Source organism: Chitinophaga sp. (assembly GCF_036569125.1).
Lineage (GTDB): Bacteria > Bacteroidota > Bacteroidia > Chitinophagales > Chitinophagaceae > Chitinophaga.
Window position 1 is genome coordinate 1 of the sequence record NZ_DATCRF010000235.1, and the last position, 19,910, is coordinate 19,910.

Annotated in this window: 14 protein-coding genes; 6 read left to right on the plus strand and 8 right to left on the minus strand. The window is 48.7% G+C overall.

What is annotated here, in order from left to right; all coding sequences use genetic code 11:
- Positions 1-154: 154 nt before the first annotated feature.
- From VIM87_RS08305 to VIM87_RS08340, 8 genes are all read right to left on the minus strand, one after another.
- Positions 155-2,149: an FAD-dependent oxidoreductase gene (locus VIM87_RS08305; RefSeq protein ID WP_331996531.1), complete on the minus strand. Its 1,995-nt coding sequence runs from the start codon at positions 2,147-2,149 to the stop codon at positions 155-157.
- Positions 2,150-2,258: 109 nt separating this feature from the next.
- The gene (locus VIM87_RS08310) at positions 2,259-3,989 is read right to left on the minus strand and encodes a RagB/SusD family nutrient uptake outer membrane protein (RefSeq protein WP_331996532.1); all 1,731 of its coding nucleotides are present in this window, start codon (positions 3,987-3,989) and stop codon (positions 2,259-2,261) included.
- An 11-nt stretch (positions 3,990-4,000) separates the two neighbouring features.
- A complete protein-coding gene (locus tag VIM87_RS08315; RefSeq protein ID WP_331996533.1) occupies positions 4,001-7,564 on the minus strand; it encodes a TonB-dependent receptor in 3,564 nt (1,187 codons plus the stop codon).
- A 35-nt stretch (positions 7,565-7,599) separates the two neighbouring features.
- Positions 7,600-8,607 carry a FecR family protein gene (locus tag VIM87_RS08320; protein ID WP_331996534.1) on the minus strand — a complete coding sequence of 336 codons (1,008 nt, stop codon included), beginning with the start codon at positions 8,605-8,607 and terminating at the stop codon, positions 7,600-7,602.
- Between the two features lie 115 nt (positions 8,608-8,722).
- On the minus strand, positions 8,723-9,346 hold the full coding sequence (locus VIM87_RS08325; protein WP_331996535.1) for a sigma-70 family RNA polymerase sigma factor: 624 nt from the start codon (positions 9,344-9,346) through the stop codon (positions 8,723-8,725).
- A gap of 142 nt (positions 9,347-9,488) precedes the next feature.
- A complete protein-coding gene (locus VIM87_RS08330) occupies positions 9,489-10,538 on the minus strand; it encodes a sensor histidine kinase (RefSeq protein WP_331996536.1) in 1,050 nt (349 codons plus the stop codon).
- A gap of 258 nt (positions 10,539-10,796) precedes the next feature.
- On the minus strand, positions 10,797-11,480 hold the full coding sequence (locus VIM87_RS08335) for a response regulator transcription factor (protein ID WP_089920354.1): 684 nt from the start codon (positions 11,478-11,480) through the stop codon (positions 10,797-10,799).
- 153 nt (positions 11,481-11,633) lie between these two features.
- Complete coding sequence (locus tag VIM87_RS08340; protein WP_331996537.1) at positions 11,634-12,383, minus strand: DUF1003 domain-containing protein; 750 nt, start codon at positions 12,381-12,383, stop codon at positions 11,634-11,636.
- 181 nt (positions 12,384-12,564) lie between these two features.
- On the opposite strand from VIM87_RS08340, the gene VIM87_RS08345 reads away from it, so the two are divergent.
- The 6 genes from VIM87_RS08345 (at position 12,565) to atpH (ending at position 19,869) form a co-directional block, all read left to right on the plus strand.
- On the plus strand, positions 12,565-14,775 hold the full coding sequence (locus VIM87_RS08345; RefSeq protein WP_331996538.1) for a hypothetical protein: 2,211 nt from the start codon (positions 12,565-12,567) through the stop codon (positions 14,773-14,775).
- 269 nt (positions 14,776-15,044) lie between these two features.
- On the plus strand, positions 15,045-16,811 hold the full coding sequence (locus VIM87_RS08350) for an ABC transporter ATP-binding protein (protein ID WP_331996539.1): 1,767 nt from the start codon (positions 15,045-15,047) through the stop codon (positions 16,809-16,811).
- Between the two features lie 224 nt (positions 16,812-17,035).
- The gene (atpB, locus tag VIM87_RS08355; RefSeq protein WP_331996540.1) at positions 17,036-18,193 is read left to right on the plus strand and encodes a F0F1 ATP synthase subunit A; all 1,158 of its coding nucleotides are present in this window, start codon (positions 17,036-17,038) and stop codon (positions 18,191-18,193) included.
- A gap of 121 nt (positions 18,194-18,314) precedes the next feature.
- Positions 18,315-18,572, plus strand: a complete 258-nt coding sequence (atpE, locus tag VIM87_RS08360; protein ID WP_089920341.1) for an ATP synthase F0 subunit C — start codon at positions 18,315-18,317, stop codon at positions 18,570-18,572.
- 175 nt (positions 18,573-18,747) lie between these two features.
- Positions 18,748-19,242, plus strand: coding sequence for a F0F1 ATP synthase subunit B (gene atpF / locus VIM87_RS08365; RefSeq protein WP_331996541.1), 495 nt, complete (start codon positions 18,748-18,750; stop codon positions 19,240-19,242).
- 66 nt (positions 19,243-19,308) lie between these two features.
- Positions 19,309-19,869: an ATP synthase F1 subunit delta gene (atpH, locus tag VIM87_RS08370; protein ID WP_331996542.1), complete on the plus strand. Its 561-nt coding sequence runs from the start codon at positions 19,309-19,311 to the stop codon at positions 19,867-19,869.
- Positions 19,870-19,910: the final 41 nt, after the last annotated feature.

Below are 19,910 nucleotides of genomic sequence, written 5' to 3' on the forward strand. Positions count from 1 at the left end.
ACCAAGGACGTAGCGGATAACGTATTTACCTGCCGCCTGCAGTTCCGTTTTTAATGTGCAGGTTAATGTGCTAATATGCTGATGTGCTAATGTGCTGGCTTTTGTTGGGGACAGCAAGCTTACCAGCACATTAGCATATCAGCACATCAGCACATTATTTCTTCGGTACAAACAACAATGCATCTGCCAGCAGATTGCCCTGCGCACCCGGGGGCAGGCTGATATCCACATAATAAGGCGCTCCTTTTTTATATTCAAAGGTGCCCAGCGGCAGCCATTCATTTCCTTCTTCCTGCAGGGGCAGCGTAACATTTTTCTTTTCACTGCCGGCAGTAATGGTAAATGCAGCGGCAGGCGCCTTTCCTTTCTGGTGAATATTGTAATAGTAAATAGTGTAACGCCCGTTATGCTGCATAGGCGGGGTAAACCGCACACTGTTATTTGCACCATTGGCATTCAGCACCGACATACCATAGTTACCGGGCGCTTTAATTTTTTGCCAGCTGCCCATGCGTTTTACATAAGCAGTATCTGTATCATCTACCAGCACTTCAGGAATACTGCCATCTGCCAGCGGATCCTGTTTCAGCTTTTGCTGTAAGGCGCTGACATCAATATCCTGTATGGCTTGTTTGTTGTTGATGGCCATTACCGCTGCAGCGGCAGATGACTGGCCCAGCACCATAAACACCGGTTCCATGCGGATGGAGCCATAGGCAATATGTGTGGCCGATAAGCAAACCGGCACCAGCAGGTTTTTGCATTCGCCGGCCTTCGGTATTAATGAGCGGTAGCTAATGGGGTAGGGGCCGGGTGTACCCATCTGCACATCGCCTTCATTTTTTACCATACCATTTACCACTACGCGCTGGCAGTTGTGTGAATCCATAGTGTAAGCGGCCATGCCAATACCATCCTGCACTTTAGCATGCCCTTCGCAGTTAGCCTGCGTCATTACATAATCGCCCACCATGCGGCGTGCTTCCCGTACATACAGCTGAAAGCTCCAGTTGCCATTGTCGGTATATTCATCTTTAGGGTAGCCCCATTTTAACATAAGCTGGCGTATGTTGTCAGGCACGCGTGTATCATGCCCCAGGAAGTACAGCAGGCCTTTGTTATAGTCCTCATGCATTTTAATGATCTTTTGGCGGGTGGCATAATCAGCTTCCGGGTAATCATAGTTCATGCCTATCATGTCCGTTGAAATGGGGCCGTTGTTGTTGATGTCTGTTTTGTGGTTGGGCATCAGGTCAAACTTCAGGCCGTTCCAGAGGCTGGTCCAGGGCGTTTTTTGCATGTAACGCAGCACCAGCTCAAACTGTGTGGAATCATAGTTATCCGGTTTGGTAATGGGCACCAGGTTAGCCGGATCATCGGTAAGGCATATACGATAGTTATAGGCCTGCACCATTTTATCGCCGCTGCCATGCTCGGCTAACGGCGTTGGGCTAATACCCCATACCAGCCCGCTTTCCGGCTTGCCGGGTATTTTATAGGGATCTACCCCATCGGCAAACTGGTGTTTGTTCAGCAGCTGTACGCCGTTGTAGGTTTCCTGGTACTGGCTGTTGGCCTCGCGCCCCACGGTATAGCTTACGCCTGCTTTGGCCATCAGGTCGCCCTCATAGCTGCAGTCAATGAACATTTTGGCCTGTATGGTGCGTTGTGCAGCGCCGGCGCCGCTTACTTTGGTAAGCGTAATGGATTGCAGCGCGCCCTGCTCCTTGGCTGCATTTGTAATGTAGTAGTGATATAATACGGGTACCTTTCCTCTTTGAACATAGCTCTTAATAATATCCTCTGCTACATGCGGCTCAAAGATCCATTGTTCAAACTTGCCATAGTGCTGCCCTATGCGCCGGTAAAAATCCCGCGCCAGCCCGCTGATGGCGTATTTGTTACCAATGTCCGTATAACCTAATCCGCCGGTGGTCATACCGCCCAGGTGCGTGCCCGGTTCAACAAGCAGTACGGTTTTACCCATTTTCTGCGCGGTGTAAGCGGCTATTACCCCGGCTGCCGTACCGCCGTACACACAAATGTCATAACTGTTGGCCTGCTGCGCCACAACCGGTTTTGCCGGCATTAAAAAAAGCAGCGCTACGGCCGGCATAATTGCCTTGCTGATTTGCTTCCGTATATTCATTACTGTTAGTTTATATCTTAATTGTTAATTATAACTCTTAATATTCATTATCGCAGTTTACACCCTGCGCACTCCCCATTCGTAATTCGTAATTGAATAATTCGTAATTCTACTTGTATCCCGGGTTCTGCTGCAGCGTAGCCTGCCCGTTCACATAACTATTCTGGATCTCTGTTTGCGGTATAGGGTAATATTCATCTTCATTTTTGGTGAACGTGGCACCTTTAAGATATACTCTTTTAATGGATTCTTTAGCCAGGTAGGCATTCAATTCTGTATCGGCAATGCCCCAGCGTACCAGGTCAAAAAAGCGGTGCCCTTCCATGGCCAGCTCCAGCTTGTTCTCAAAACGTATAGCCTTCAGCGCATCCGTGCGGGAAGTCCAGGGCGTTTGGTAAAGATCCACATAATAATCAGCGGCGGGTGTACCGTCCGGCAGCTGTACATAACAGCTATTGCGGGCGCGGGTGCGCAGCTGGTTCACGTAGGTGCGGGCTTTATCCGGGTCGCCGATTTCCGCTTCGCATTCTGCTGCCCAAAGGATCACTTCTGCCAGCCGCAGCAGCTTAATGTTGTTGGCCACGGCGGTAGGACTGGATGCATCGGAGAATTTGCCCTGCTGCTCTTTATAATACACATTCTTTTTAGGGCTGTAAGGGCCGGCATAGGCCTGGTTACGGATCCAGGCAGCGCCGGGGTGCGGCCCCCAGTCCAGGTAGGGAATGCCCCTGCGGCCTACAGTCCAGTCTACCCGCGGATCCAGCTGACCGGTGTAAGGGGTAAATGGCTGGTCGGAAGGGATGCCTTCATCGTTCTTCACATCTGTGTCGCCATAGTTCATAAGCAGGGGCAGCCCATTCACATCTGTTTTATAGGAATTCACCAGGTCCTGGCTGGGCTGAAAAGTGCCGCAGCATTTACCCGGGCCGCCGGTGTAAGGATAGTTGAGCACATCCGAGTTACCATTGGCGCCGCTTGCACCGTCGTTTACAGAGGTTTGCGCCTCGAGGATGGCTTCCGGGCTATTTTTGGTAGCAGGGTTAAAGTTATCCTGGAAACAATTGTTCAGCTGGTACTTAACACCGCGGGAGTTCTTGCCATTGGTGAGCACCGCTTCTATTAATGGTTTGGCTTCTGCAAACTTACGCTGGTACATATACGCTTTTGCCAGGAAAGCAGTGGCGGTCCATTTGTTTACCCGTCCTATCATATCCTGTGTTTCCGGCAGGTTATCGGCGGCAAACTGCAGGTCGGCAACAATATCCGGCCATATGTCCCGGTTGTTGGGCACCTTCGGGTTCAGGTCTGTAAGGCTATCGCTCAGGTAAGGCACATTATTCCATAACTTTTTGGCTTCAAAATGGTAAAAGGCCCGCAGAAAACGTGCCTGCGCCGTTACGTTCTTCTTTTCATCATCCGTCATATCCTTTACCAGGCGTAATACTTTCAGCGTATTATTGGCCCGTACCACTCCTTCGTATATAGTGCGCCATTTACCCAGGTAATAGTTATCCGTTGGGTTGGATTCATATCTTTCAATGTTATTAATATCCGGCTGGCTGCTGGGGTCAGCGCCTTTATGCGCATCTCCGCCGCGTATGCTGCCAAAGCTCCAGTTAGAGGTGGTGTTTTCGTAGCTGCCCCCGGCGCCCCTGCCTTCCAGCAATGAGTAGGCGCCTATGAGGATGGCATTTACCCCTTTCTTATTAGCCAGCGCTGTCTGGTCCAGTGAAAGCGGCTGCTTATCTAAAAAACCATCCGAGCATTGTACCTGGCAAAACAGCGAAATAAACAGGCCGCTGATGAGCGCTATTTTATGATGTTTGAAAAACTGTTGCATGATCATACACATTAAAAAGTAAGTGAAATACCCACCAGCACCTGCCGTGCGTTGGGATAAAAACCATAATCCACACCTTTGTTCAGATCACCGCTGCCGCCAAAATCGGCATTCATAATATCCGGGTCAAGGCCGCTGTAACCGGTGATGGTGAACAGGTTGGTGGCCTGCACATACAGGCGCAGCTGATCTATTTTTGCTTTTTTCAACAGGGATGCCGGCAGCGTATAACCGATCTGTAAATTCTTAGCGCGCAGGTAAGAGCCGTTCTCTATATAGTAGCTGTGGGAAATGCCATTGCTTATATTATCGTTTGCATCCAGTATAGGGAGTTTTGCATTGGGATTATCGGGCCGCCAGGAATCATATAACATGCGTTTGCTGCGGTTGCCGGCAAAGGTCTGGAAGTCGGTATAATACTTGGTGATGTTGTAAATATCGTTGCCCTGGGAGCCATAGAGATACAGGTTCATGTCAAAGTTGTGCCAGGCCAGGCTAAGGTTAAAGCCATAGGTAAAATCAGGGTGCGGGTTACCAATGAAGGTACGGTCGTTCAGGGTTACTACGCCATCGCCGTTCACATCTTTCAGCTTATATTTTCCTACAAATTTGGCCGGGTTATTTTTATCCATACCGGTTTGCAGGGCGTGCGTTTTTACTTCGTTCTCATTCTGGAAAATACCTTCTATCTGGTAGCCATAGAACATGGATACGGGCTGCCCTTTCTGGGTAAGGGTAATGGTGCCGTAGCGGGTACCGCCGCTGAAGATCTGCTCTGTACCGCTATCGCCTAAACGAAGCACTTCATTTTTATAGTGGCTGAAAGTAACGCCCACTTCATACCGGAAGTCGCTGCCTAATTTATCGTGGTAGTTCAGGTTCAGGTCTATCCCGGTATTTTTCATGTCACCGATATTCACAAAAGGCGCATTGGCGCGGCCGGCCAGCGCCGTGAGCTGGGGCTGGGTAAGCATGCCGTTGGTGCGGCGGTCATATACTTCGGCATTCAGCTCCAGGCGGCCGTTGAGGATGGTAAGGTCCAGGCCGATGTTGGTCATTACGGTAGATTCCCATACCGTTTCAGGATTGCCCAGGTTAGCCAGGTAATAACCGATCACCGTGCTGTTGCTGGTGCCGCCCAGGTCATAGTTGGAGGTGCCGGGGCTGGTGCCGTATTCATAAGCGTAATTATAGGCGCGCGGAATTTCCTGGTTGCCTGTAGAGCCTATACCGGCGCGCAGCTTCAGCTCATCTATCCAGGTTACGGATTTCAGGAAAGGCTCCTCCGACAAACGCCATCCCACACTGGCAGCAGGGAAAATACCATAACGGTGGTCCGGTGCAAAGCGTGAAACGCCATCCCGGCGCAGGATGCCGGTGAACAGGTATTTATCGTGGTAAGCATAATCAACCCGCCCGAACATAGATGCCAGCGCCGTTTGCGTGCGGGAGCTGCCGTTGGTTTGTGTACTGGGATCGCCGTTATTCAGGTCCCATACAAGCGGCGATGTGCTGAAGTAATTAAAGCGTCCGGCCCTCATGTTACGGCCATTTTCTGAAATGGCTTCTGTACCTAATAATACGTTCAGTGCATGATAGCCAAAGTTCCTTTTATAATTAAGCGTGTTGGTAAATACCCAGCGCAGATTGTAGCTGGATGTTTCATTGAAAGAGTTGTTGGCCGCAGGTTCCGAATGTTCAGGGTTCAGGTAGGAGAAGCTGTAGCCGGTGCTGTTGGTATAATCAATACCAAAGCTGGATTTGAACTGCAGGCCCTTCAGCAGGGTAATTTCCGTATAGGCATTACCGAATGCGCGGAAGCCTTTTGTTTTATTGTCCTTACCGCGGTATAATAATGCATATGGGTTAGAAGCATTGCCCAGCCCCGCTCCGCGGGTACCGGCAAAATTGCCGTTAATATCATACACCGGTATAATGGGTGGCAGGCGCATGGCATTTACAATGGCATTGCCTTCCCCGCTGGCATAATCCCCGCCGGTTGATTCTGTAAATGATACCTGCAGGTTCTCCCCAAAACGGATATGCTCTTTTACATTCAGCGCCGTATTAATGCGGGCGGAGTAACGTTTAAAGTTGGTGTACTTTAAAATACCCTGCTGGTTAAAATAGTTGAGCCCAAAAGCATAATTACCTTTTTCAGAACCGCCGCTGCCGGTAAGCTGGTGGTTCTGGATGGAGGCGGGTGCAAATATTTCCCGGTACCAGTCTGTTCCTGCCTGGTTGGCCTTTACGATCTGGTTGGTGCTAAGATCGTACAGGCTTTCATCCACAGTACCCTGCGCTTTACCGGCAGGTAATATGTAATAAGGCACTACCGGCTGCGCGCCATTGCCGAACTGCGGGTGATTGGGATTGCCGTTGGCGCCCACCTGGCCTGCATTTTTAAGGCCGGTCCAGATCAGGTTTGCCCATTCATTAGTGTTAAGCATGTCCTGTCCTTTGCCGGGATATTGCATGCCGTAATAGGCATCGTAAGATATTTTAGATACACCGGCCTTACCTTTTTTAGTGGTGATGATCACTACGCCGTTGCTGGCCTGTGCGCCGTAAATGGAGGCGGATGCAGCATCCTTCAGCACCTGTATGGATTCAATATCGTTCGGGTTTAAGCTGTTCAGGCTTTGGCTGCGGGTAGATACGCCGTCGATTACATACAGCGGGCCGTTGTCATTAATGGTACCAATACCGCGTATGCGCATGGATACGCCGGCGCCCGGGGCCGCGTTGCTGGTAACGGTTACACCCGCTGCTCTGCCCTGCAACTGCTGCCCGAAGTTGCCGGCCGGCACAGAGAGCAGGTCTTTGGTATTCACTACTGCAACGGAGCCGGTAATATCTTTCTTTTGCTGCGTGGTATAACCGGTTACCACTACTTCCGAGAGTGAGCTGGTGCCGGAAGAAAGCTTTACGCTGAGGGTGGCCTTATCTGAAGCTGCTATCTCCCTTGAATCAAAGCCAATGTATTGATACAGCAGGATGGCATTACGGTCCGGTACCTGTAAATGGTACATGCCATCTGCATCAGACACCACTCCTTTATTGCTGCCTTTTACCAATACGCTTACACCGGGCAGCGGCTGCCCGTCGGTGGCAGATATAATGCGGCCCTGGATAGTGGTATCAGCAGGTACGGATGCATCGGGTACAATGCTGCCGTTTAACCTTTGTGGTGGCGGCGCTCCGGGGGTATAAATGGTGTAGCTGCTGCTGCCGAACTGTTTTACCTTCATACCAAAAGGGGAGAGCAGGTCTTTTAACAGCGCATCCAGCGTGGTGTACTGGCGGTTGTTGCGCATGTGCTGCAGCACCTTTTCTGCCGTGACCTGCTTTTGCTGCAGGGCTTCACTGTCATAGTCGAAAGTAACATGGTAGCGGTTGGCTATGCCGGAGAGGGCCTCTGTAAGCAGCATGCTTTTAGGCGCGGTTTTGCCCTGGCGCTGTTCCCGGTGGTTGTTCCAGGAAAGGTCCTGGGCAGCGGCGGCCTGCTGAAAGCACAGGCAGCACCCCAGGAAAAATAAGCGCCCGGAGCATCTTTTGTGAAAGACGTTCTTCATAACTGGAATATTTATTAATTGCGATCGTGTACTAACTAATGCTTGCTGCTTTTGCTGATAAATACCGTGTCTGCACGGCGTTCCATCTTTAGCTGATAAATGGTGCTGATCTTTTCCAACAGCTGGCCGGGGGCATTTGCCGGCGCAGTGCCATTGAAACGTTTATTCGCCAGGGTTAGCTGGTCCTGTATAACAAATTGCCATCCGTAAACATCCGTGAGGTAAGTAAAAATATCAGCCAGCGGCGCATCGGAAAACAGCAGTTGGTTATTACGCCAGGCCGTATGCCATGCGGCGTGTACGCGTTTGGTATGCAGCCCCTGCGCATCCATCGTGACCATTTCACCCGGCTGCATTTTTTTTGCCGGTAGCTTAGGGTTGGCGGGTACTACCTGCACTGCACCCTGTTCCAGCACTACTTTTAAGAGCTGCTGCTGCGTATTTACATTAAAGGCAGTACCCAGCACCTGTATATTACCCCGGCTGCATTGTACAGTGAAAGCAGGGGCGTGGGCGCTTTTCTGTATGGTAAAATAGGCTTCACCTTCCAGCTGCACCGTATAGGGATGCCGGTTATTATAGCGCAGGCGGGATTGCTGGTTCAGCACCACCTGTGAGCCATCTGCAAAAGTGATGCGGCGCATTTCACCGGCGCCGGTTATCACCACGGTATTTACTGCCCTGAAATGGCGATAGGTGAAAATGCCGGCTGTGATCAGTAATAAGATAGCTGCCGCATAACGCCACTGGCGGCCAATCCTGCGTACCAGTGTGCTGCGTGGCCGTAAATTTTGCCGGGTGAGCTGCAGCTGCTGCCAGATGTTTTCCACTACTACCGCATCAACCGGGGCCGGTGCAAAGGTATAGTGCAGCAGCAGCGCCCGGGCTTCCTGCACAGTGACGGCTTTGTGCGGATGATCGGCCAGGAATTTTTCCCAGAAGCTACTATCCGCAGCATCCGGTGTTTTTACCCAGCGGATAAAATCATCGTCCAGCGCCAGGTCCCAGGCTGTATATGTTGTATAGGCGGCAGTTGTTTTCATGCAGGCCACGGCATTTTTACACAGAGTACCGGAAGCGCTGATTTTATCCCTCCGGATCTCAAAAAAATTTAAAATTGGATCTTTTTCAAAAAAGAGGAGGTTCTTTGAATACTATTTAATGAAAGTTGGTGCGGAGCAGCAGGTATAACCAGGCGAGCGCAGGCCCCGGCACTATCTGGCGCAGGGCTTCCAGCGCTTTGTACACGGTTTTGTAGGCCGATTTCTGGTCTATTTCCATCATTACAGCAATTTCTGCATAGCTGAGCCCATGAAAAAAACGCAGGTAGATCACTTCTTTTTGCCGGGCCGGTAAGCGGTTAATGTATTGCTGCAGGGCGGCCAGCTGCTCTTTCTGCAAAAAAGCATCCAGCGCAGGTGGCTGTGTGGCGGCTGGTTCCAGCTGCAGCACGGTTTCAAACAACTGTTCCCGCTGCTGTTTGCGCAGCAGCTTTAAGAGCTCATTACGCACGCAGCGCAGCAAATAGAATTTAACGGATTGCGGCAGGGGTAATTGCTGCCGGTGCAGCAGCAGGTAGGTGAATACATTTTGCACGGCATCCTCTGCCAGCGCTTTTTCCAGGCATATTTTATAGCTGTAATCCAGTAAGGTGTGAATGAAGTGCCGGTATAACCATTCAAAGGAGCTCAGGTCGTTATCATGGGTAAATGACTGCCAGGCAAGCTGGTCTGCTGCTCCCGGCAGGGAAGCGGGGTCATTATATTTGTCCCTGGTTGACACGGGAGCAATATAATGTGCAAATGTGCAGATATGCAAATGTGCAGATGAATTTAATGTGCTGATGTGCTAATATGCTGATGTGCTGGTTTTTGCTGGCGCGGTTGTATACATCTGCACATCTGCATATTTGCACATCCGCACATCATTCCCTTCCCGTATCCAGGGTAAAACCGAAGGTGGAGCCTATTTCCGGTTTGCTGCGTACGTTGATGGTTTGGTTGTGAGCTTCTATGATGTGCTTTACAATGGCCAGGCCCAGACCGGTACCGCCAATATCGCGGCTGCGCGCACGGTCGGTACGGTAAAACCGTTCAAACACCCGGGGCAGGTGCTCTTCGGAAATGCCAATGCCATCGTCGGATATTTCTACCAGCACCTGTTTATCGTCCATTACATAAATGCTGGCTATGGTATGCCCGTCGTTCTTGCCGTATTTAATGGAATTATCCACCAGGTTCATAAGCACCTGCCGGATCTTTTCCTTATCGGCCTGCACGGCCACCGGGGCTTCGCAGCCTTTTTTAATATTGAACTTAATGCCTTTGGTATTGGCTTTCAGGGAAAGGGTATCAAAAATATCCCTGATCATGTCCTGGATCACAAAGGTTTCCTTGTTAATGGTCATTTCCCCGCTTTCCAGCTTGGATATTTCGTCCAGGTCATCTAACAAATGACAGAGGCGGTCAATATTTTTGGTGGCATTTTTCAGGAATACCTTGTTCACATTCGGATCTTCTATAGCGCCATCCAGCAGGGTATGTATGTAACCCTGCACGGCAAAGATGGGCGTTTTCAGCTCATGGCTCAGGTTCAGCAGGAACTCTTTGCGGAACTCCTCGTTACGGCGTAAGATCTCCAGCTCCTCTTTTTTCTGGATAGCCCATTTTTCAACATCCTCACTTACTTCCTCAATGGTTTTCAGGGGCAGTATGTTCTTGTTAAAGAACTCTTCCCGTTTGGATGCCTTGGTTTGGTAAATGAATTTGTAAATGAGCTTTATTTTCCGGTAAATGAAGTTCTGCAACGTGTATAGGTACAGGTAGTAGGAGACCAGGAAGGTAAGGATAAAGGCGGTGAGCATTACCTGCCAGGAACCATCTGCAATCAAACTACCCAGCGCTATTACGGCAGAAATAATAAGCGCGGTAAATCCCGCCAGCTTTTGAGGCGATAAATTCTTTGCTTTGAACATACTCCAGAGTGAGTAATTATTGTAATAACGGGAAATTAAGGTAAATTTTTTAGAAGCGGAAAGCATAAGTTAAAAGCAGAAAGCTGAAAGCACAAAGCAAAAAGCACAAAGCGCAAGGCTGAGAGCTGAAAGCACAAAGCCGGAAGCTGCTTGCTATTTGTTGTGAAAATAAATGAGTTGGATACAACAGGTTAATGAAAATGCAGGTTGGCAAACCACAGGTAGCTTTATGCTTTATGCTTTCAGCTTTCCGCTCATTTACATTTCAAACTTATAACCTACCCCTTTAACAGTGGTTACCAGGTCGATCCCTATTTTCTGGCGTATTTTACGGATATGTACGTCAATAGTGCGGTCGCCTACAATTACTTCGGTACCCCATACCTGGTTCAGGATCTCGTTACGCAGGAATACGCGGCCCGGTTTGGATGCCAGCAGCTGCAGCAGCTCAAATTCTTTTTTAGCCAGTATTATTTCCTGTCCTTTATAGGTTACGGTGAATTTTTCGCGGTCAATGATCAGGTCTCCCAGCTGCATCTGCATTTCTTCCGTTTTATGCAGGCGGCGGAACAGGGCATTGATGCGGCTTACCAGTAATTTGGGTTTAATGGGTTTGGCTATGTAATCATCGGCCCCCATATTCAGGCCGTCAATTTCAGACTTTTCATCGTTCAGGGCTGTGAGGAACAGCACCATGGTATCTTTAAATTCAGGTATTTTTCTGATCTCCCGGCAGGTATCTATCCCATTCTTATTAGGCATCATAATATCCAGCATAATAAGGTCGGGGCGAAAGATGCGGGCTTTCTGGATGGCTTCACTTCCATCTTTGGCGGTTACGGTATCGTACCCGGCTGATTTGAGGTTGTAGCTGATAATTTCCAGTATATCCGATTCATCATCCACCACTAGTATTTTGCCGACTACCGCTTGGTCTATCATAAAAATTGCACTTTATTAAGATGCCACAAAATTAAACAGCGTCTGCGTTAAGTTAACATTATCTAATTGTTAATTCGGTGTCAGCAGGCTGTTTGGCATACTGTAAGTTACAACAATTCCGGGGTACCTGAACCAGCCGGGCAGGCTATATTATCATTTAGGTGCATTCGTATCCTTTTGGTTATTATTGCCATTTTTGTTATGTAGTTGTTTAAGGGCATGTGTAAGCTCGTTCAGCATCTCTACCTGCCCCTGTTGCAGCTCCAGCACGTTCTGTTGTTGTTTTAACATCAGGCGGTCTATTTTTTCATTCAGCAAACGCACTTCCAGCTCTGATTTCAGGTTGATCATATAATCGTTCTTTGCCCGCTGCCGGTCTTTTTCCTCCTGCCGGTTCTGGCTCATCATGATCAGGGGCGCCTGCAGGGCGGCCACGCAGCTAAGCAGCAGGTTCAGTAAAATAAAAGGGTAGGGGTCAAAACCTTTATTATTCAGCCAGTAAATATTGATGCCTGTCCACGCCAGGATAAAAACCATGAACAGGATAATAAAGGTCCAGCTGCCGCCAAAATCGGCTATTTTATCTGCCAGCCGCTGCCCGAAGGTGAGCGGTATTTTTTGCATATCGTCTTCCAGCTGCTCCGTAAGGGTTTCATGATCGCGCAGCTTTTCCATCACCGTTTTTTCCAGCTCCGTCAGCTCACCGAGCTCCTTGGCAAAAAAGGCTTCATAATACTGCTGCCGGTAATGGGTTAGCTCGGAAATAGCCAGGCTGCATTTATTGTTGAAGTGCGGATGCTCCTTTTTGATCAGGTCAAACAGTTCTCTTTTAATAGACCGGCCGGTTACCTTTTCAGCCGAAGGAAAGTGCTGCCCGGAAAGATCGCTCACAAAAGTTTGCATTGTACTATTCTTCTAATATTAAAACGTTCAATTATTTATAACTGCGCTACCGCTCGCGGCATCCGGATGCAATTTATTAAACTCTGGCCATCGGCATACATCTAAAAATAGCCGTCCCGCGGGGCAGTAAGGAAATTGGTCGTAAATTTGCTATAAGGGAAAGCGAAAAGTATAGCTATAAATGAATAAATTTTTAATACTCGTATGCCTGGCTGCCTTACACGGCGCTATGGTATATGGACAGAGCGAGCAAAAGATAGACATCCCCATCGGCCGCCAGGGTTTTCACGATAACATAGACAAAGAACAGGCAGCAGCAGCTAAATTTGACGGTAAGGCAGATGACCTGGTAAAGGTTTCCGACGACCAGACCATTAACCTGCAGGTAACGAATGCCCTCATAAAGCAGGTGGATGATATGCAGCTGGATATAGAACGGGACACCACACTGGATCACCGCCTTAAGATCCGCTACCTGTCTGGCCTGTACAGCGTGCTGCATGACTACAATAATAAACGCGCCTACCATAAGATAGACCCGGCAGAAGCTCCCGCTATTATAGCGGCCTACAAGAATATGATGCAGGCCAATATTAAGGGCGAAAGCATTTTGCCTATAGCCCGTGAGCTTTCCTTTAACTCCGGCGAGAACCTGATAGAGATCTTTAAGGAAAACCCCGGTTATAAAGAGGCCCGGGGCGTGATGTTCGGCAAATATGCCTTTCAGAACCTGGAAACCGTGATGGCGGAAATAGGCAACTACCTGGATTACCCGGTAACCGATTCCGTAATTGCCGCTGTGGCCCGTAAATATCCCAACCAGGTGCTTACCTATGCTACCTCCTACACGCCGGTAGCTACTGCTATAAAAAAGAACCCGGACCCTGTGGTGCAGCTGATCGTAAAGATCGGCAACTCCGGCCAGTCGACCCGCATACTGCCTTTTATTGACGAGCTGATAGACGGCTCCATGAGCATAGATTCCCTGGAAAAGGTGGTGGACAGCGATTATCCTTATTTTAAGCAGATGGTGAAAACCTCTGTTGTGTTACAGCAAAAGAAAAGTAATGGCCAGAACCCGCTGGGTTTAAAGGCTATGATGGAAAATATGCAGGCCCGCTCCCTGCGCTACATTCGCGAGGTGAACGACCTGCACGAAGAGCCGGCGCCCGTACGCTTCCGCGTGGTAAAGGATTTTACACCGGAAGAACTGTACTACCTGATCGTGAACGGGCAGGAAGAATTATTTACCTCCAGCTACACCAACCATAACAACGCCGGCTTATACGACCAGATGATGGCCCGCATGAAGCCCGCGCGTGGCGATAGCCTGCTGATGGTAGTAAGCTTTGACCGTTTTAAGAAGTTCATTGCCATGGCAGCCGGTTTTAATACCCTGGATAATTTCCTGAAATCCATGGCGCCGGAAAATGCCAACTACCTGATGAAAAAATACATCAGCAGCCTGGAAAAAACAGAGGACCTGGAAGATGCAGTGGATGTAGCCAACTCATTTGGCAGCATCCGCGATCCCAAGCTGCTGGACTTTTTGCGGGAGGAAGTGAAAAAGAACTACCTGTTTGTATCCAAAAAAGGAGATAAGCGCGGTACCGTGATCTATGAGCTGCTTTCCAGCCTGTTTGATACGCAGGTGAGCAAAGGCAGCGACTCAACCAAAGCCACTGATATGGCCGCCAAGTTTAAGCTGCCCCCGGTGAACTATGTGGATTTCAGCGGCCTGGTGAGCGACAGTGGTATGGTTTACCAGCAGGTATTTTTCTATGGTGATAAAGACGGGCAGGAATCTTACGCCAGCTTTATGACCAGCTTTTCCGGCGGCGACTGGAGAGTGAGCAAAGGCCCCTCCTGGACCACCATTACTTCTGTAAAAGGCAAGCCTATTACCATTTTTGCCAACCTGCCGCTGGATGAGCCCAAGGATAAGGAAGCCATTCAAAAACTGAGCGATTACCTGGACGAAAAAGATATTCACCCAACAGTATTCATACACCGCGGGCATAGCTACCATGTAAATACTACGCTGGATAACCTGCAAAGCTCTGCCAAGATAGTGGTGCTGGGCTCCTGCGGCGGTTATCATAACCTGGCGGTAGTATTGCAGAAATCGCCGGATGCGCACATTATTTCTTCCAAACAGGTAGGTACCCGTTTTGTGAACGAGCCTATTATACGTACCCTGGAAGAGGTGATCCGCAGCGGTAAAAATGTTGACTGGGTAAAAATGTGGGCTGCCCTTAGCGCCCGTTTTGCCGGCGACGCCCGCAACAAAGAGCTTTTCAGTGATTACGTACCCCCGCATAAGAACCTGGGCGCTATTTTCATAAAGGCGTACAAGCAGATTATGAAGGAGGATAAGATAGTGAGTCGATAGTTGATGGTCGATGGTCCATAGCGTAATTCGCCTGGTAAGTTATAGATGAAGGACGACGGTCCACAGAACATAGTTCTGTGGACCGTTGGCATTTAGGATACCTGCTTGACAAGTATAACCTATAAACGCAGCAGGCAATGAACCAGGGATTATGGAGCCGTTTCGCAGCATAACCCGTACAGTAAGCTGAGCGCAGCAGGCAATGGACTATGGACCATCGACTATGGACCATGGACCTTTCCCTAAAAAGCCGTAGGTTTGTATAATCCATGGAGAATTTTACAATCAAGCGGATTTTTGACTTCAGTTTGTTACGGCGCCTCTTCTCTTTTGCAGTACCTTACAAAGGCTCCTTTTACTTGTCTATGGCGCTTACCATTGTGCTGGCGGTACTCTCGCCCCTGCGCCCTTACCTGATCCAGGTTACCGTAGATAAATATATTACCAGCCAGTGGATGCAAATGCTGGTGACCATTACCATTATTCAAATATTGCTGCTGCTGCTGGAAACGGTGGTGCGCTTCTTCTTCTCTTACCTTACCAACTGGCTGGGACAGTCTGTAGTAAAGGATCTGCGGGTAGCGGTATATAAAAAGATCGTACACCTGAACCTTTCTTTTTTTGACAGAACACCCATCGGAACCCTTACTACCCGCACCATTAACGATATAGAAGCTATTAACGACGTTTTTTCCGAAGGCATTATTTCCATTGTGGCCGATCTGCTCATGATCGTAGCCATCCTGGTGGTGATGTTTGCGGAGGACTGGCGCTTAACCCTCATCAGCTTATCGCCTTTCCCGGTGCTGATCATTGCCACCTGGATGTTTAAGGAAAGCGTGAACAAATCTTTTCATGCCGTAAGAAATGCGGTAGCTGCGCTGAATGCATTTGTGCAGGAGCATATTACCGGTATGGTGGTAGTGCAGGCCTTTTCTGCAGAAAAAAGAGAATACGCCCGCTTTAAAAATATTAACAAGGAACACCGCAAAGCCAATATACAGGCCATTTTTGCCTACTCCGTATTTTACCCGGTGGTGGAAATTATACTGGCCATTTCCCTGGGCCTCATGGTTTGGTGGGGCTCCAACAAGGTACTAAGCTATGAAGTAACGCAGGGGGTGATGATCGCTTTTATCATGTACCTGAACCTGCTATTCCGTCCGCTGCGGATCCTGGCAGATAAGTTTAACACCCTGCAAATGGGCATGGTAGCCAGCGAGCGCGTATTTAAAGTGCTGGACAGCGAAGAGCATATCCCCGACAACGGGCAGGTGAAAGCCACTAACATGCAGGGCGATATTGTGTTTGATCATGTATCCTTTGCGTACGTGGAAGACCGCTATGTGCTGAAAGACATTTCCTTCCATGCCAAACCCGGTGAAACCATTGCCATTGTGGGCCATACCGGCTCCGGCAAAACCACCATCATCAGCATACTGAACCGGTTGTATGAGATCCAGAAAGGACAGATAAAGCTGGATAATGTGAACATACAGGATTATGCGCTGGGTGAGCTGCGCAGTAAAATAGGGGTGGTGCTGCAGGATGTGTTCCTGTTCTCTGGTTCCATTTATGAGAACATTACCCTGCGCAATTACGCTATTAGCCGGGAGCAGGTGGAGCAGGCTGCCCGCCTCATAGGCATGCACGAGTTTATTATGCAGCTGCCGGGCGGCTACGACTACCAGGTAATGGAAAGGGGCAGCACGCTTTCCCTGGGCCAGCGCCAGCTGATCTCTTTTGTACGTGCATTATTGTATAATCCTGCCATACTGATCCTGGATGAGGCCACCTCCTCTGTGGACACCGAATCTGAGCTCCTGATCCAACAAGCCATAGACAAGCTCATTGCAGGCCGTACCTCCATCATAATAGCCCACCGTTTAAGCACTATCAGCAAAGCCAGCCAGATCATGGTGCTGGATAAAGGCGAGATCCGGGAAATGGGTACGCATGAGGAGCTGCTGAAGCTGGAAGGTTTTTATCATATGCTGCATAGCATGCAGTTTAAAAAAGCAGATAGCGTAGCGTAAAAAATTACCCTGATAACCTCACGGATGCGCATATATGATATCCGCCATTTATATGATAATTAATGCTGCCGGGAGCCATAAAAAAATGGTTCTTTTTGCATGTTTTAAAAGTTGGTTATCATTGTCTTGTATTGAGTCGCGCCTTTTTTTTCAAACCACTACCATTTTGAGTTAAAATCGGTTATCTTTGCGCAAAATTTCAGAAAACGGTGATTTCCTGCAACTTGCTCAAACATAGTCTGATAGCGCTGTTACTAGCCCTGAACATTATTGGTGTTAGCTCTTTTGCACATGCACAATCGCATGAAGAAAAAGAAACACATGATGCTTCCCAACATGCATTGGCCACGGCGGATGAACCGGGTGAACAAAAACATGGTTTTGATGCCAAGGAGGTGATCCTGGGCCACGTAAAGGATGCGCATGATTGGCACCTGGTAGATTTCGGTGAAACGGCCGTTACTATACCGCTGCCGGTGATCATTTACAATAAAGAAAGAGGCCTGTCTGTATTCTCCTCTTCCCGTTTTCACCATGGTCACGCTGCTTTTGACGGCTACCGCCTGGTAAACAGCCATTACCTGCATGAAAAGGGCCTGGACCCCGCTAAATACATGGATGGTAAAGTGATCGCAGTAGATGAGAACGATAATCCTACTGATGCAGAGATCTACGATCTTTCCATGACCAAGAACATCACCTCTATGCTGCTGGCCGCTGTGCTGCTGGTAATACTGATGCTGAATGTAGCCAAAGCATACCGGATCCGCGGATCCAAACAGGCCCCCAAAGGTTTCCAGAGCCTGATAGAGCCGGTGATCATCTTCATGCGGGATGAGGTGGTAAAGCCTAACATCCCTGGTAAGCACTATGAAAGATTTACTCCTTTTATATTAACGATCTTCTTTTTTATTCTCATTAACAACCTGTTGGGCCTGCTGCCCGGTTCTGCAAACGTGACCGGCAACCTGGCGGTAACCGCTGCGCTGGCTATCATTAGCTTTATAGCCATCCTGTTCAGCTCCAACAAACATTTCTGGGGTCACATTTTCAACCCTCCGGTACCGTTCGGTGTAAAGATCATCCTGGCGCCGGTGGAGCTGATCGGTGTGTTCACCAAACCTATTTCCCTGATGATCCGGTTGTTTGCCAATATACTGGCAGGCCACATTATTATCCTGAGTATTATTTCCCTGGTGTTTATATTTGGCGCCATGAACAGGGTTGCCGGCTACGGATTTTTACCGGTGACCATTGTATTCAACATTGTGATGATGATGCTGGAGGTACTGGTAGCTTTCATTCAGGCTTTTATCTTTGCTAACCTTACGGCAGTGTTCATTGGGCAGGCTATGGAAGGCGGGCATGATGAGCACCATTAAATAGTTGGCAGTTAGCAGTTGGCAGTCAACAGCCATCTGTATAAAGCAGTCATTGACTGCACACCGCCTGCTGACAATTGCGGACTAAAAAACATTTATTAATTAAATACATATAACAATCATGGCTCTTTTAACAATTTTATTGCAGGCTGCTGCAGGTGCTGGTCTGGCTAAAGCTGGTGGTGCTGTTGGTGCTGGTATTGCTGCTATCGCAGCTGGTATCGGTGTAGGTAACATCGGTAAAAGCGCGCTGGAATCCATCGCCCGTCAGCCCGAAGCGGCTAACGACATCCGTGCAAACATGATCCTGGCTGCGGCGCTGGTAGAGGGTGTGGCCCTGTTCGGCGTTATCGCAGGTCTGTTGGCAGTAGTGATGTAAGACAAAATTGATTACTGCATCCGGCGCACAGGGCAAAGGATGCAGTAATTGTAAGTATGCATTACGCTCAACGCCGAACGCTGAACGCATAAAGCACAAAGCAAAACAATCAGCGTTAAGCATTCAGCCTTAAGCCTTCGGCGTAATTCTTAAATCGTAATTTAAATCATCAATCATGGATCTGTTACAGCCCGCGTTAGGCTTGTTTACCATTTCATTCTTAATATTCGTCATTGTTTTCCTCATCCTGAAAAAATTTGCCTGGAAGCCCATCCTGTCTACTTTAAAGGAAAGGGAAACTTCCATCTCAGATTCTATTGCAGCTGCAGAAAGGGTAAAAGAAGAAATGGCGCAGATGAAGGCAGAGCATGAGCATGTGCTGGCAGAAGCCAAGGCTGAAAGGAGCAAGATCCTGAAAGAAGCCAAGGAAGCCAAAGACCAGATCATTGGCGAAGCCAAGACCCAGGCACAGGCAGAAGCGAAAAAGATCATTAACGAAGCCTATACCGCAATAGAGAACCAGAAAATGGCCGCCCTTACAGATGTAAAGAACCAGGTAGGCCGGCTGGTGATTGAAGTGGCAGAGAAAGTGCTGAGAAAAGAGCTGTCTGATAAATCTGCCCAGGAGCAGTTCATCAAACAACAGGCTGAAAGTATTAAATTGAATTAAGAGCTTTTAGCTGTTAGCATTTAGCCGCTAACAGCTAACCGCTAAAAGCTAAAAGCTGATAAAAAAATGCAAAATCCCCGTTTAGCATCCCGATATGCAAAATCTTTGGTGGATCTGGCCATTGAAAAGGGCCAGCTGGAAGTTGTCCGTGCAGATATGCAGGTGCTGCAACAGATCGCCAAAAGCAATCCCGATGTGGTGACTTTGCTGAGAAGCCCTGTCATTAAACCGGACAAAAAACAAAAGATCCTGGCAGCCATTCTGGAAGGTAAGGTGAGCAACGTTACTTCCATGTTCATTCAGCTGCTGGTAGCAAAAGGCCGCGAAAGCAACCTGCCGGAGATCACTACGGAATTTGCCCGGCAGTACAACCTGTTAAACAATATCAGCAAGGTAAAGATCACCACTGCTGTACCGCTGGATGCCGCCATCCTCAGCGCTATCAAGCAAAAGGTTGAAGCCGGCTCTGATAAAAAGATAGAGATGGAAACTGCTGTGGAGCCGGACCTGATCGGTGGTTTTGTACTGGAAACAGATGACCGCCTGTTTGATGCCTCCATTCTGCGCGACCTGAAAGATATTAAGAAACAGTTTGCACAGAACATTTATACGCCGAATATCAAATAATTACGATATACCGGTTTTAGCAGCATGGTTCCGTTTTATGG